Raw genomic sequence first — 12,568 nt, 5'->3', positions numbered from 1 at the left:
GACAGGCGCGATCATCAGGATAGTCGCCGTATCTCGCTCTGCGACGCCATCACCATGACATAATAATATTAATGCCTGGTATAAAATCGATAATTTCAGTTATGTCTTAATTCTCCGTATTTTTATCGCCTCTTCATTTTCCGGAGGCGATTATGCCGCTTGTTATTTATATCTTCACCCTCAGCGCGTTTGCGCTGGGTTTAGCTGAATTTGTACCCATCGGCCTGACTGACGTGATGGCAAACGGATTAGGCGTGAGCATTGAACAGAGCGGTGGTGCGGTGACGGCCTATGCGCTGGGTGCCACCGTGGCCGCACCGGTTCTCACCGCGCTTACCGCGTCCTGGAGTCGCAAAAATGTGATGCTGGTGACCGCTGTGGTCTTCACGCTGGGAAGTTTCGCCGCGGCCTTTGCCGCTAATCTGACGCTGCTGTTGGCGGCGCGATTTATCGCCGGGCTAGGTCATGGACTGTTTCTCGCCGTCGCGTCAAGCACTGCTGCACGTCTGGCGGGCCCGAAAAAGGCCGGTAGCGCCGTGGCGGTAGTGTTCGGCGGATTCACTCTTGCCATGGCGATTGGCGTACCGGCCAGCACCGTTCTGGCGGGCGTGATGCCCTGGCGTTATGTGATGGCAGCGATTGGCCTCTTTGGTGCGATTGGCTTCTTTGGGCTGCTGTTTGGTATGAAAGATGCGCTGGCTACGCCAAAAAATGCGCAAGGCAATTCTGCGCTCAGTCATCTTTCCACGATGCTTAATCCCACCTTGCTGGCCGGGGCGCTGGTAACAGTATTGGCCTACGGCGGCTCGTTTACCGCCTATACCTATATTGCGCCACTTCTGACGACGAAAACCGGCGTGACGACGGCAACGGTCAGTATATTCATGCTGGTCTACGGTGTGATGGCGGCGTTGGGTAATATCCTCGGCGGCAAAATGACTGATGCGCTTGGCGTTAATCGCGCCTCGGTACTGATTGTGCTGGGGATCATTATCGTCACAGCGGGAATGTGGCTATTCAGTGGTTCGCTCTGGCCCATGGCAATTCTGGTTGCCCTGTTAGGGATGCTGACTTTTGCCGCCGTACCTGCGCTACAAGCTCGCCTTATTAGCATTGCCCAGACTCATGCGCCGCACGCTCACGGCGTGGCTGCAGGGCTCAATATCGCTGGTTTTAACTCGGGTATCGCCCTGGGTTCGGTGCTGGGGGGGATAACAATCGTTCACGCGGGTATTGTGTGGGTAGGGCTTGCTGGTGCGCTGCTCTCATTACTGGGTTTGGGATTATTGTGGTGGCAAATTACACGTCGTCTTGCCGCTGGCGCAGAGGGTGCGGTAGCCTGATAAGCAAATTAAACGAAGAGTAACCCTGAATGAGCCATCTGACCCACCTGCGAACCTTTCTTGAAGCATACAGAACTGGCTCATTTTCCCGTGCTGCGGAGCAACTTGGGATCACCCAGCCCGCAGCCTCGCAGCATATTCAGGCGCTGGAGTCGCTGGTGGGTAAACCGCTATTCGTCCGCCAGGCTCGTGGGGTCAAGGCCACGGACGCGGCGGAAGAGCTGGCTCGGGCCGTTGCACCGTTTATTGACGGTGTGGAGGCGAAAATTGCCAGCTATCGTCCACAAGTAGATGCGGGTGGAACGGTCTATTTTGTCGGCTCCTCGGATTTTGTTTATTACCGTTTTACCCCAACCCTCGCAAAATTAATGAATGCCGGATATCGGGTGCGCTTTCACGTGGGCGATCGGGCGAGAATTTATGCCATGCTGGAGGATGACAGCGTCGACTTTGCCATTACCGCCAGCGTGCCGGATGAAAAAAATTACCACTACTGCTTGCTGCATACGGAAAGAATGCTGCTGGTGCATAGTCCTGCGTTGACTGACGCCATCGGTATGACGCCTGACATGATTACCCTCAGCCAACTGCCGCTGATCGCGTTTGACGAAGATCTACCGCTGATTCGAACGTTGTGGCAGGCGATGTTCCATAGCGCACCGCCGTTGCAGGCGGCATTGACGATCCCGGATATGCGGATTATCCGCCAGATGGTGATCGACGGGCAGGGCTGGAGCGTGCTGCCGGATTATCATTGCGCCGATGCTTTGGCGCAGGGCAGGTTAGTCTCACCGACGCCAGTCGAGATCTCACCGACCAGTTATCTTTACCTGGTGTGGCATAAAAAGCGGGAAAACCCGCGCTTAAACCGTATCCGCGAGATCATTACAGCCGACTTTGCTTCGTAGAGGGATATCCCCGGACGCGGTTGTCCGGGGAAACCGGCTAATCCAGCAACGACGGATCGGCGTCGATCATTATCTGCTTCATCTCTTCGAAATGCTGACGTGAAAAGTCGGCGATCCCCTCCCAATCCTGCGCGGTTTTCTCCGCCACCGCATCGGAGAGCACTTTCAGCGGCTGCCCCGTTGACCAGGCGGTCACCAGAATCTGGCAGGCGCGCTCCAGCGTCCAGATATCATCGAATGCCTCGCCAATAGACGGGGCGGTTACCAGCACGCCGTGGTTGCCCATCAGCAGTCGGCGCTTATCGGCCAGCAGCGATGCCAGTCGGGCGCCTTCCGCCGTGGTGTCTGCCATGCCGCCATAAAGCGTATCGACGGCAACGCGGTTAAAATAGCGCGCTGTATTCTGATCGACCGGCGGGATATGCGGTGTCTCCAGGCAAGCCACGCTGGTGGTGTAAACCGGATGCAGGTGCAGCACCACCCGCACCTCCGGTAGACGCTGGTGGATTTGCCCGTGAATCGCCCACGCCGTGGCGTCTACGTCCGTCCGATGGGCGCAGGTTTCATCATCAGCATCCAGCAGCAGTAGATCGCTGGCGCGGATCCGCGAAAAGTGTTTCCACTTCGGGTTCAGCAGGAACTTTTTGCCGTCCGCCGAGATGGCCGCGCTAAAGTGGTTGGCCACCGCCTCGTGCATCCCAAGATGGGCGATGATGCGAAAGGTTGCCGCCAGGTCGATACGCGTCTGTTCTTCATAAGACCGGGCCATATAATTACTCCGCTTTTGGCATCAGGGTTTGCAAATCCTCTTGCGTCGGCGCCTGGAAGTTGTATTTCTTCAGTAACGCAGCGTATTCCGGCGTGGCGCTGTATTTCTTCAGGCCTTCCTCCAGTGCGGTTTTCACCTCACTGTTGCCTTTTTTCACCCCAAAACCGTTCAGCACCGGGTAAATCAGGGTTTCCGATGAGATAACCACCCGATCGCCAAGCTTATCAATGACGCCGCGCGCCACCGCCGCATCGGTGATTTGCGCCTCTACCGCCCGCGACAGCAGCGCCTGAGTGGTTTGCGGGTCGGTGGTGTATTCACTGAGCGCAATCGGCTTCAGGCCCTTTTTCACGCAGTAATCGGTAGAGAGCTTTTGCAATTGCGCCAGCCATGAGGTGGCTCCCATGGAACCAATTTTGTGGCCGCAAAACTCTTCCGGCGTTTTCGGCTGATAATCGCTGCCTTTCAGCGCGAGGATCGCTTCGCCGCTCTTCAGATAGGGCACCATATCGATAACTTTCAGACGTTCGGCGGTGATGTACATCGACGAGTTGGTGATATCAAAACGCCCGCCCTGTAAGCCCGGAATTAAATTCGGAAAACGGGTATCAATATTCACCGCCTCGCGGCCCATGGTTTTCGCCAGTCCGGCAAGGAACTCGATGTCGAATCCGGCGGGTTTGTTGTTTTCCATATATTCATACGGGAAAAAGGTCATATCCGAACCCGCGGTGATTTTTCCCGGCTGCTGGAAGGCCAGCGTGCTAAAGGACGTCAGGGCTCCGGTGACGCAAAGGAGCAGGGCAGCAGGGCGCAAAGCATTAATACATTTCATACAACCTCCAGGGAGTGGGCAAATTACATGCTGGCGCGATCGGTACCGGCCTGCTGGACGAAAAAGGATGCGCCGCGCGGTTTTTGCGGCAGGCGTAAATGATTAACGGTACTGCGCACCAGGCCGCTCTCTTCACCGGCAACCATCTGCCCGGCATGAATGCTGGGCAGCGGATTTTCGCCATACGGCAGGGCGTCCTCCGCTGCATACACACTGATAAACAGCGTACGTGGCAGGTCGGTTTCATTCGGGCTGGAGGCGTGGAGCAGGCGAGTGTGCATAAAACATACCGATCCTGATGGCCCAAAACAGGCTTGCGGCCGTTGGCAGTGGGCCGCTTCAACCTGCGGGTCCACCGAGCCGGTAAAGCGCGCGTTTTGCCAGTGGGACCACAGCGGTCCCTGATGGCTGCCCGGCACCACGTTGAGCGGGCCATTTTCCGGCGTCACTTCACTGACCATTAGCAGGGCGGTGATGATGTCGTCGTTACTGTGCGGGGTAAACAGAAAATCCTGATGCCATTTTACCTGCGTTGCGGTGTGCGGCAGTTTGGAGTTAATTTTGCTGTGATGAAAACGCGTTCCGCTGCCGCCGATAAGCTGACCGGCAATCGCCGCCATCTTTGAATCTAGCGCGGCGTGGCGGTAGGCGGCGGAAATCTCGGTGGGCGAACTTACCCGACGCAGCGAAGGGTGGTGGGCCGCGTGATCGCTTTCCAGATCGAAACGCGGTCGACCGTCGAGAGTTTCCCCCCAGACTTCACTATGCTGCCGACTCTCTTCTACCCAGGCGTCGAAATCGGCTTGCAACAGGGCGACTTCCTCTGCGTTAAGCACCTCTTCGACGACCAGAAAACCCTGCTGATGAAACTGTTCGATTTGCCACTGCGCAATCATAATCTTCTCCTTTGAGGAACGGAGGCGTTAAGCCAAAGAGACATCTTTCAGGAAGGCATCCACGCGCGGGTGTTGTCCGTCGCGCATTGCCGCAGGCGTGTCGTCGCAGACCACGCGACCTTTTTCCATAAACACAATTCGGTCGGAAACCTTGAAGGCAAAGTTCATCTCATGGGTGACGATCACCATGGTGATGCCTTCATGAGCCAGCGATTCGATAACCTGTAGCACCTCGTTAACTTTTTCCGGATCCAGCGCCGAGGTGGGTTCATCAAACAGCATAATTTGTGGGCGCATCATCAGCGCGCGGGCAATCGCTACCCGCTGCTGCTGGCCGCCAGAAAGCTGATGCGGATACTTCCACGCGTGTTCCAGCATGCCCACTTTATGCAGCAGTTCGCAGGCGTGCTGTTTCAGCTCGCCTTCGCTGGCCAGATGGTGATAGCGCGGCGCCAGCAGCAGGTTGCCGAGAACGGTCAGGTGGGGGAACAGATTGAAGCTCTGGAATACCATGCCGATATTCTGGCGATGTTCGCTGTTCTCCATAAAACGCGGCTTCTGTTGTCCCTGCCGATCCAGGTGAATAAAAGGTTGTCCGTTGATTTTGATCTCACCGTTATCGATCTGCTCAAGACCGTTTAGCAGGCGAATCAGCGTCGTTTTACCGGAACCCGACGGGCCGATAACGGAAACCACCTCACCGGGCTGAATTTGCAGGCTGACCGCGCCCAGCACTTCGACATTGTTATAGGCTTTATGCAGCTTTGAGGCCTGTAGCGCGGGTTCCTGCGCCACGCTGACGCTGCGGGCCATCGCCGGACGCCGGACCGTCGCCAGTCGCTGCATTTCCTCATCCACTGGGCGCGTGATTTTGCGCTGAGTGACATCGAGCCAGGTCTCCAGGCGTTTGAGCAGGAAATCAAAGACCGTGACGATCAGGATGTAATAAAACGCGACCGCCGCCATGGTCTCCATCACCAGGAAATTCTGCGAATAGAGGCGCTGGCCGACCATTAAGATTTCGGTCAGAGAGATGACCGATACCAGCGAGCTGAGCTTGACGATGGCAATATACTCATTGGCCAATGCAGGCAGGGCGACGCGCAGCGCCTGCGGGATCACCACCCGCCACTGGGTTCCGGCATAGCGCAGCCCGAGCGCGCGAGCGGCTTCGCTTTGCCCTTTAGGGATCGACAGCAGCCCGCCGCGATGGATTTCAGCGATGTAGGCGGCCTCGCTAAGCACCATCGCCAGCAGCCCGGCCCAGAACGGGTCGTTCAGCACCGGAGCAAATGACGGCAGCGCCTGGGGCATGTTGTAGACAAAAATCAGCAACACCAGCAGCGGCATACTGCGAAACAGCCAGATATAGAGGCGGGCAGGCACATTAAACAGCTTGCGCGGCGACTGCTTTGCCAGCGCCAGAATAAATCCCAGCACAATACTGAAAGCCCAGGTCAGCAAACTTAATTTGATGACGGTCCAGGTGGCCTGCCAAAAGTCGACATCGCTGAGCAGGCTTAACATATAGTTCCAGTTAAACGTCATGGGCTATTTCACTCGCCATCATTAACGGAAATTAAGGCGATTCCAATGTTCTAAAATGGGGAGTCGCCAGCGTTCATATTGCAATGACACTATGCTGGCAGTATTCCATTGGAGGCAATTAGTAAATTTTGGGCCTTTAAGTTTAAAAAAACTATACAGCAATATTAACCTTAAGTAATTCAACGTAATTAATGCGAAACAGTATTGAAACAACTTAAAAACAATCACTGTTATTTTTAAACTGAATTTCCACTGAAATGAGAGTTTGCGCAATATTGGGGCGTATTGTGAGCTAATAAGGTGCAGTGCGAGACGTTATGGTGCAATCCGGTAAATATCGCCCGAGAAATAAGAAACGAAGAAATAGAGTTAGCGACTGGCCAATCAATATTTTAATCAAAATCGGTATGGCACGAGGCTTGCAAGTTGCATATCGGAAAACTAAGCCTGATTGCAGTAAGACAATATTTTATCAATGGTGACGCTATGAACCGATTTACCCTCAAACAGCTAAAGTATTTCGTGACGGTGGTGGAAACGGAGAGTATTGCCGAGGCCTCCCGGCAGCTGCACATTGCCCAGCCATCAATCTCGATTGCGATTAAAAACCTTGAAAGCACTTTCGACCAGCAGTTGTTTATCCGCCATCATGCGCAGGGCGTTTCCCTGACCTCTGGCGGACGGCGTTTCTACGATAAAGCCAAAGAGCTACTGCGGCTGTCGTATGAGTTTGAACAGAATTCGCGGGCGGATAAGGAGCTGGTTTCCGGGACTATTTCTGTGGGTTGCTTTGAATCCGTTGCGCCGTTGTATATGCCAAAGCTGGTGGCCGGGTTTAAAAAAATGTATCCCGAAATCACCCTCCAGCTCTACGATGGCGAACAGCACGAACTGATGCATGGCCTACACCGTGGGCGATTCGATCTGGCGCTGGTCTACGATCTGGAATTAGGGCACTCCATTCATAAAGAGCTGCTGAATGCGCCGCATAAACCCTATGCTTTGTTGCCTGCATCTCATCCGCTGGCGCAGAAAAAATGCGTCACGCTTCAGGAGTTAAGCCGGGAACCGATGATTTTGCTCGATGCGGTTCCCAGCAAAAACTATTTTGTCTCGATATTTAAAGAGAAAGGTTATCACCCGGAAGTTGCCTACAGTTCGCCATCTATTGAAATGGTGCGCTGCATGGTCGGGCAGGGATTGGGCTTTTCGGTACTGGTTACCCGCCCGCTTTGCGATATAACCTATGATGGTGAAAAACTGGTGCAGCTGGATATTGCCGATGAAATGCCGGCATCCACATTAATTATGGCGCATCTGACAAATAATGAACCCACGCGCCCGACGCAGCTCTTTATGGATTATTGTCGCAGCATTGAGTTAACGCCGCATCAGGTCTGATTATTTTATTTGGCTAACAGGAAGCATTATTTTTTATTGTTTATATAGCCTCGTAAATTTCTATTCAGAGGAACGTTTTATAATATTTTACCATTTCATCACACTTACTTAACCTGAGCTCTGTCAATTCCGGCAAATAGCCGGACAACCGTGCTTGAAGGACACAGAAATGACAGAGCAGATTACAGAAATCGATACCCTGGTGGTTGGCGCGGGACAGGCAGGCGTCGCGATGAGCGAGCATCTGACCCATCACGGCGTCCCCCATCTGGTACTGGAAAAAAAACGCATCGCTGAGGCCTGGCGCAGCGGCCGTTGGGATTCGCTGGTCGCCAACGGACCCGCCTGGCACGATCGGTTTCCCGGCATGATGTTTTCCGGCTGCGATGCCGATAGTTTTGTCGCCAAAGAGCAGATCGCCGACTACTTCACCGCTTATGCCAAAACGTTTAATGCTCCGATACGCACCGGCGTTGAGGTGTTCAGCGCTGAACGTTTAGACGGGCGTCCGGGCTTTCGCGTCGAGACATCGCAGGGAATCATCGAGGCTCAGCGCATCGTCGTCGCCACCGGGCCATTCCAGCGCCCGACGATCCCGGCTATCGCGCCGCAGGATAGTGCAGTTCATCAGATTCATTCTGCGCAATATTACAATCCGCAGCAGCTTCCGGAAGGTGGCGTGCTGGTGGTTGGTGCAGGCTCTTCCGGCGTGCAAATCGCTGATGAGTTACGCCGGGCAGGGCGCGCGGTGTGGTTGTCCGTCGGCGCACACGATCGCCCGCCGCGCCGCTACCGTCAGCGTGATTTTTGCTGGTGGCTGGGCGTATTAGGACTGTGGGATGCGCCAGCCAACCAGCCTGGAAAAGAGCACGTGACGATTGCCGTCAGCGGCGCCCAGGGCGGAAATACCGTCGATTTCCGCCAGCTAGCGCACCAGGGCATTACCCTGGTTGGCCAAACCCAATCCTTTACCGAGGGGAAAGCCTTCTTCCGCGACGATCTGGCGGACAATATTCGCCTTGGTGACGCCTCCTATCTGGCGCTGCTCGATGCCGCCGATGACTATATTGCCCGCAACGGATTGACGCTGCCAGAAGAGCCGGAGGCACGCTTCTTTCTGCCCGACCCTGATTGCCTGACCCAACCGCTCGCTGAACTCGACCTGCAAAAAGCGGGCGTGCGCAGCATTATTTGGGCCACCGGATATACCACCGATTACCGCTGGCTGAAGGTGAACGCCTTTAATGAACAGCAGCGCCCGCAGCATCATCGCGGTGTCTCCAGCGAACCCGGCGTCTATTTCCTTGGCTTGCCCTGGCTTTCTCGTCGTGGCTCAACCTTTATCTGGGGCGTCTGGCATGATGCGAAATATATCGCCGATCAGATTGCCATTCAGCGCCAGTATCAACACTACCAACCCTCCTGCTAACGCCTGATTTGAGGACGCTAATATGCCAACACATACCCGCATTCGGATGTTTAACACCAAAGAGACCTACCCGAATCAGACGCTCAACAACGATCTGTGCCAGGCGGTACGCGCAGGCAATACCGTTTACGTTCGTGGTCAGGTCGGAACCGATTTTGACGGCAACCTGATAGGTCTTGGCGACCCGCGCGCTCAGGCGGAGCAGGCGATGAAAAACGTTAAGCAGCTGCTGGAAGAGGCCGGAAGCGATCTGACGCATATCGTCAAAACGACGACCTACCTGATCGACCCGCGCTATCGCGAGCCGGTGTATCAGGAAGTGGGTAAATGGCTGAAAGGCGTGTTTCCGATTTCGACCGGCGTGGTGGTGTCGGCTCTCGCGCAGCCGCAGTGGCTGATGGAAATTGATGTCACGGCGGTGATACCTGATGACTGGAATGAGCAGGGGGCGTTATGACCATTTCTATTTCCGCCTTGTGCCCGGAGTCAGGTCAGCTAGGGATCGCGATTAGCTCGTCGAGCATTGCCGTCGGCGCTCGCTGCCCGTGGCTGCTACCTGGCGTTGGCGCGGTAGCCAGCCAGAATATTACGCTGCCCGCGCTTGGGCCGCAGATCCTTGCCGGACTGGAAGCGGGGCTCCCTCCGGAGCAGGCCCTGAAGCAGGCGCTGGGCGAAGACCGGTTTAGTGATTATCGCCAGGTGGTGGTGATCGACGCCAGCGGTGAAAGCGCCGTTTTCAGCGGCGAGCATACGCTGGGTATCTGGCAGGTGGCGCAGGGCGAGAACTGCGTGGCGGCGGGAAATATGCTCGCCAACCCGCAGGTCATTATCGCTATGACGGCGGCGTTCGAAGGCGCTACCGGTGAACTGGCCAGCCGTTTGATTACGGCTCTGCAGGCGGGAATTGACGCGGGCGGCGAAGCGGGGCCGGAGCACTCGGCGGCGCTTAAAGTGGTGGAAGATTACGCCTGGCCAGTCGTTGATTTACGCGTGGACTGGGCGGAAGAGAACCCAGTGGCGGCGCTGGAAGCCTTGTGGCTGGCCTATGAGCCGCAAATGGAAGCGTACATCACCCGCGCGCTGGATCCGCGTGAAGCGCCGACCTACGGGGTGCCGGGCGATGAGTAATCGCCTGCGGGAGATCCTCGGAGAGCTGCTGGCGTTTGATACCACCAGCCGCGAGTCGAATCTGGCACTGATTACCTGGGTCGCCGACTTTTTGCACGCGCGCGGCATAACGTCGCAGCTGTTTTATGATGACGAAGGGCGCAAAGCGAACTTGTATGCCCGAATCGGCCCGTCGGGTCCCGGCGGCGTGATGCTCTCCGGCCATACCGACGTGGTGCCGGTGGATGGCCAGGCGTGGACGGTGCCGCCGTTTGCGCTGACCGAACGCGACGAGCGCTATTACGGTCGCGGCAGCGCGGATATGAAAGGTTTTATCGCCTGCGTGCTGGCATCGCTGGAGGCGTTTCTTGCAGCGCCGCTGCGAATGCCGCTGCATCTGGCGTTTTCTTATGATGAAGAGGTCGGCTGTCTGGGCGTGCGCAGCCTGGTGGATTTTCTCCGCGCGTCGGCTGAGAAACCGGCGCTGTGCATTATCGGCGAGCCGACAGAAATGCGTCCGGTCTATGGGCACAAAGGCAAACTCGCCATGCGCTGCTGCGTGGAGGGGCACGCCTGTCACTCAGCTTATGCTCCGCAAGGGGTTAATGCGATCAGCTATGCGGCGAAGCTGATTAACCGCCTGGATACGCTGGGCGAAAGCTTCGCGCAGCAACAGGACAGCCGGTTTTCCCCGCCATCGGGCACGCTGCAGGTGGGAACCCTCCACGGCGGCGCTGCGCTGAATATCGTCCCGCAATCCTGTTGGTTTGATTTTGAAATCCGCTATTTACCCGGTACGCGACCACATTCGGTGACCGACGCCCTGGACGACTATGCCCGCGAGCAACTTCTCCCGGCGATGCGCAAGGTGGCGCAGAGTTGCGATATCCGTTTCCAGCCGCTGAGCCACTATCCGGGACTGTTGAGCGATCCGCAGTCGGACTTTGCCCGCTGGCTGGCGCAGTGGTGCGGCAACGACAGTTTAACAACGGTTGCCTACGGTACCGAAGGCGGCCTGTTTGATGAGGCGGGCATTGCGACGCTCATTTGCGGGCCGGGCAGCATGGAGCAGGGCCATAAGGCGGACGAGTATATCAGCATCTCCCAGACCGAACGCTGTATGGCGATGTTGAAAAACCTTTGCGCGTGGATGCGCGCCGATACCCCCGATTCTCTCACCTGATTTATCAACACAGGATGGCGACTATGCAAAACCAGCACTCCCCGCGTATTGATCAACAGACCATCGACCGCTGGCAGGCGGATGGCGTGGTGCTACTCAAGGGTGTATTTACACCGTGGATCGAGAGCCTGTCGGGCGGCGTCGCCGCGCTGATGGCAAACCCCAGCGAGTATGGCCATGCGCGAACCGTGATCCCAAAGGATGGTTCCGCGCCGTTTTTTCAGGACTACTGCAACTGGGCGCGGATCCCGGAATTTACGGATTTTGTGTTTCAGTCTCCGGCGGCGGAAATCGCCGCGGCGCTGATGGGCTCGCAGACGGCGAAGTTTTTCCACGAACACACGCTAGTGAAACAGCCAGGCGGCAGTACCGTTACGCCATGGCATCACGATCAGCCCTATTACTGCGTGGAAGGGCGGCAGAACGTGAGCTTATGGATCCCGCTGGATCCGGTGGCGGAGGAGATTTCGCTGCGCTGCATTCGCGGTTCACATCTGTGGGATGATGAATTTAGCCCAACGCGGTTTAACGGTTCAAAGCTTTACGCACACACGCGCTATAAGGAGCTGCCGGATATTGATGCCCATGAGGAGGATTATGACATTGTGAGCTGGGCGCTGGAGCCGGGCGATGCGGTGGCGTTTCATTTCCGCACGCTGCATGGCGCAAAGGGGAATACAACCGCTCGTTCGCGCCGGGTTTTTTCCGCCCGCTGGGTGGGGGACGATGCGACTTTCGCCGATCGTGGTGGGGTGACATCGCCGCCGTTTCCAGGGCTGAAGCTGCGCGACGGCGAGCCGCTGGTCGCCGACGAATTTCCGCAGGTATGGCCACGGTAGCGATGATAAGGCCGGCTGGGCAATGGGCGAGAAGCGAACATTCCTCGCGCGGCTCTTGTGGCCAGGTTGATAGGTAAACCTGGCTGCAGTAAGGCAATTTATTACGTTTAAATCTGGCGTATTAAATAATCAATAATACAAATAGAAATATACGCCATTTTTAATAAATGCAAGTATTCAGTGGATGACTGCCACAAAAATAAGATAATTCCAGAGAGGTTAAGAGTGTTTGCCTATAATGGACATTATCGCGGCAAATTCACCTTCAAATATATTCTCATTATTTACAGTTACTTACACTTGTAATGTG

12 protein-coding genes are annotated in these 12,568 nt (G+C 55.9%); 8 read left to right on the top strand and 4 right to left on the bottom strand.

What is annotated here, in order from left to right:
* Positions 1–152 precede the first annotated feature (152 nt).
* Complete coding sequence (locus FN082_RS28455; protein ID WP_139538056.1) at positions 153–1,343, top strand: MFS transporter; 1,191 nt, start codon at positions 153–155, stop codon at positions 1,341–1,343.
* A gap of 29 nt (positions 1,344–1,372) precedes the next feature.
* A complete protein-coding gene (locus FN082_RS28450) occupies positions 1,373–2,251 on the top strand; it encodes a LysR family transcriptional regulator (RefSeq protein WP_142982795.1) in 879 nt (292 codons plus the stop codon).
* 37 nt (positions 2,252–2,288) lie between these two features.
* On the opposite strand, the gene FN082_RS28445 is transcribed toward FN082_RS28450, so the two are convergent.
* Genes FN082_RS28445 through FN082_RS28430 form a run of 4 tightly spaced genes read right to left on the bottom strand, consistent with a single transcriptional unit; the run spans position 2,289 to position 6,299 of the window.
* Complete coding sequence (locus FN082_RS28445) at positions 2,289–3,020, bottom strand: class II aldolase and adducin N-terminal domain-containing protein (protein WP_142982794.1); 732 nt, start codon at positions 3,018–3,020, stop codon at positions 2,289–2,291.
* Positions 3,021–3,024: 4 nt separating this feature from the next.
* Positions 3,025–3,855, bottom strand: coding sequence for an ABC transporter substrate-binding protein (locus FN082_RS28440; RefSeq protein ID WP_139538059.1), 831 nt, complete (start codon positions 3,853–3,855; stop codon positions 3,025–3,027).
* A 23-nt stretch (positions 3,856–3,878) separates the two neighbouring features.
* Positions 3,879–4,751, bottom strand: a complete 873-nt coding sequence (locus FN082_RS28435) for a phytanoyl-CoA dioxygenase family protein (protein ID WP_142461627.1) — start codon at positions 4,749–4,751, stop codon at positions 3,879–3,881.
* Between the two features lie 27 nt (positions 4,752–4,778).
* Entirely contained in the window at positions 4,779–6,299 is a 1,521-nt protein-coding gene (locus tag FN082_RS28430; protein ID WP_142982793.1) for an amino acid ABC transporter permease/ATP-binding protein, read from the bottom strand.
* 486 nt (positions 6,300–6,785) lie between these two features.
* On the opposite strand from FN082_RS28430, the gene FN082_RS28425 reads away from it, so the two are divergent.
* The 6 genes from FN082_RS28425 to FN082_RS28400 all read left to right on the top strand — a co-directional run bounded on the left by FN082_RS28425 (position 6,786) and on the right by FN082_RS28400 (position 12,258).
* Positions 6,786–7,700, top strand: a complete 915-nt coding sequence (locus FN082_RS28425; protein WP_112215697.1) for a LysR substrate-binding domain-containing protein — start codon at positions 6,786–6,788, stop codon at positions 7,698–7,700.
* Between the two features lie 169 nt (positions 7,701–7,869).
* Positions 7,870–9,129 carry a flavin-containing monooxygenase gene (locus tag FN082_RS28420; RefSeq protein WP_142982792.1) on the top strand — a complete coding sequence of 420 codons (1,260 nt, stop codon included), beginning with the start codon at positions 7,870–7,872 and terminating at the stop codon, positions 9,127–9,129.
* A gap of 22 nt (positions 9,130–9,151) precedes the next feature.
* Positions 9,152–9,586, top strand: a complete 435-nt coding sequence (locus FN082_RS28415) for a RidA family protein (RefSeq protein ID WP_139538064.1) — start codon at positions 9,152–9,154, stop codon at positions 9,584–9,586.
* Positions 9,583–10,257 (top strand): DUF1028 domain-containing protein, encoded by a 675-nt coding sequence (locus tag FN082_RS28410; RefSeq protein ID WP_142982791.1) that lies wholly within the window; start codon positions 9,583–9,585, stop codon positions 10,255–10,257. Before FN082_RS28415 ends, FN082_RS28410 begins: the two co-directional genes overlap by 4 nt.
* On the top strand, positions 10,250–11,419 hold the full coding sequence (gene argE / locus FN082_RS28405; protein WP_142982790.1) for an acetylornithine deacetylase: 1,170 nt from the start codon (positions 10,250–10,252) through the stop codon (positions 11,417–11,419). The genes FN082_RS28410 and argE overlap by 8 nt, the downstream gene beginning before the upstream one ends.
* A 23-nt stretch (positions 11,420–11,442) precedes the next feature.
* Positions 11,443–12,258, top strand: a complete 816-nt coding sequence (locus FN082_RS28400; RefSeq protein ID WP_142982789.1) for a phytanoyl-CoA dioxygenase family protein — start codon at positions 11,443–11,445, stop codon at positions 12,256–12,258.
* Positions 12,259–12,568 lie beyond the last annotated feature (310 nt).

Origin of the sequence: Klebsiella spallanzanii (genome assembly GCF_902158555.1) — a bacterium.
In the GTDB taxonomy this organism is placed as follows: Bacteria; Pseudomonadota; Gammaproteobacteria; order Enterobacterales; family Enterobacteriaceae; genus Klebsiella; species Klebsiella spallanzanii.
This window is presented reverse-complemented; position numbering and strand designations above follow the sequence as displayed.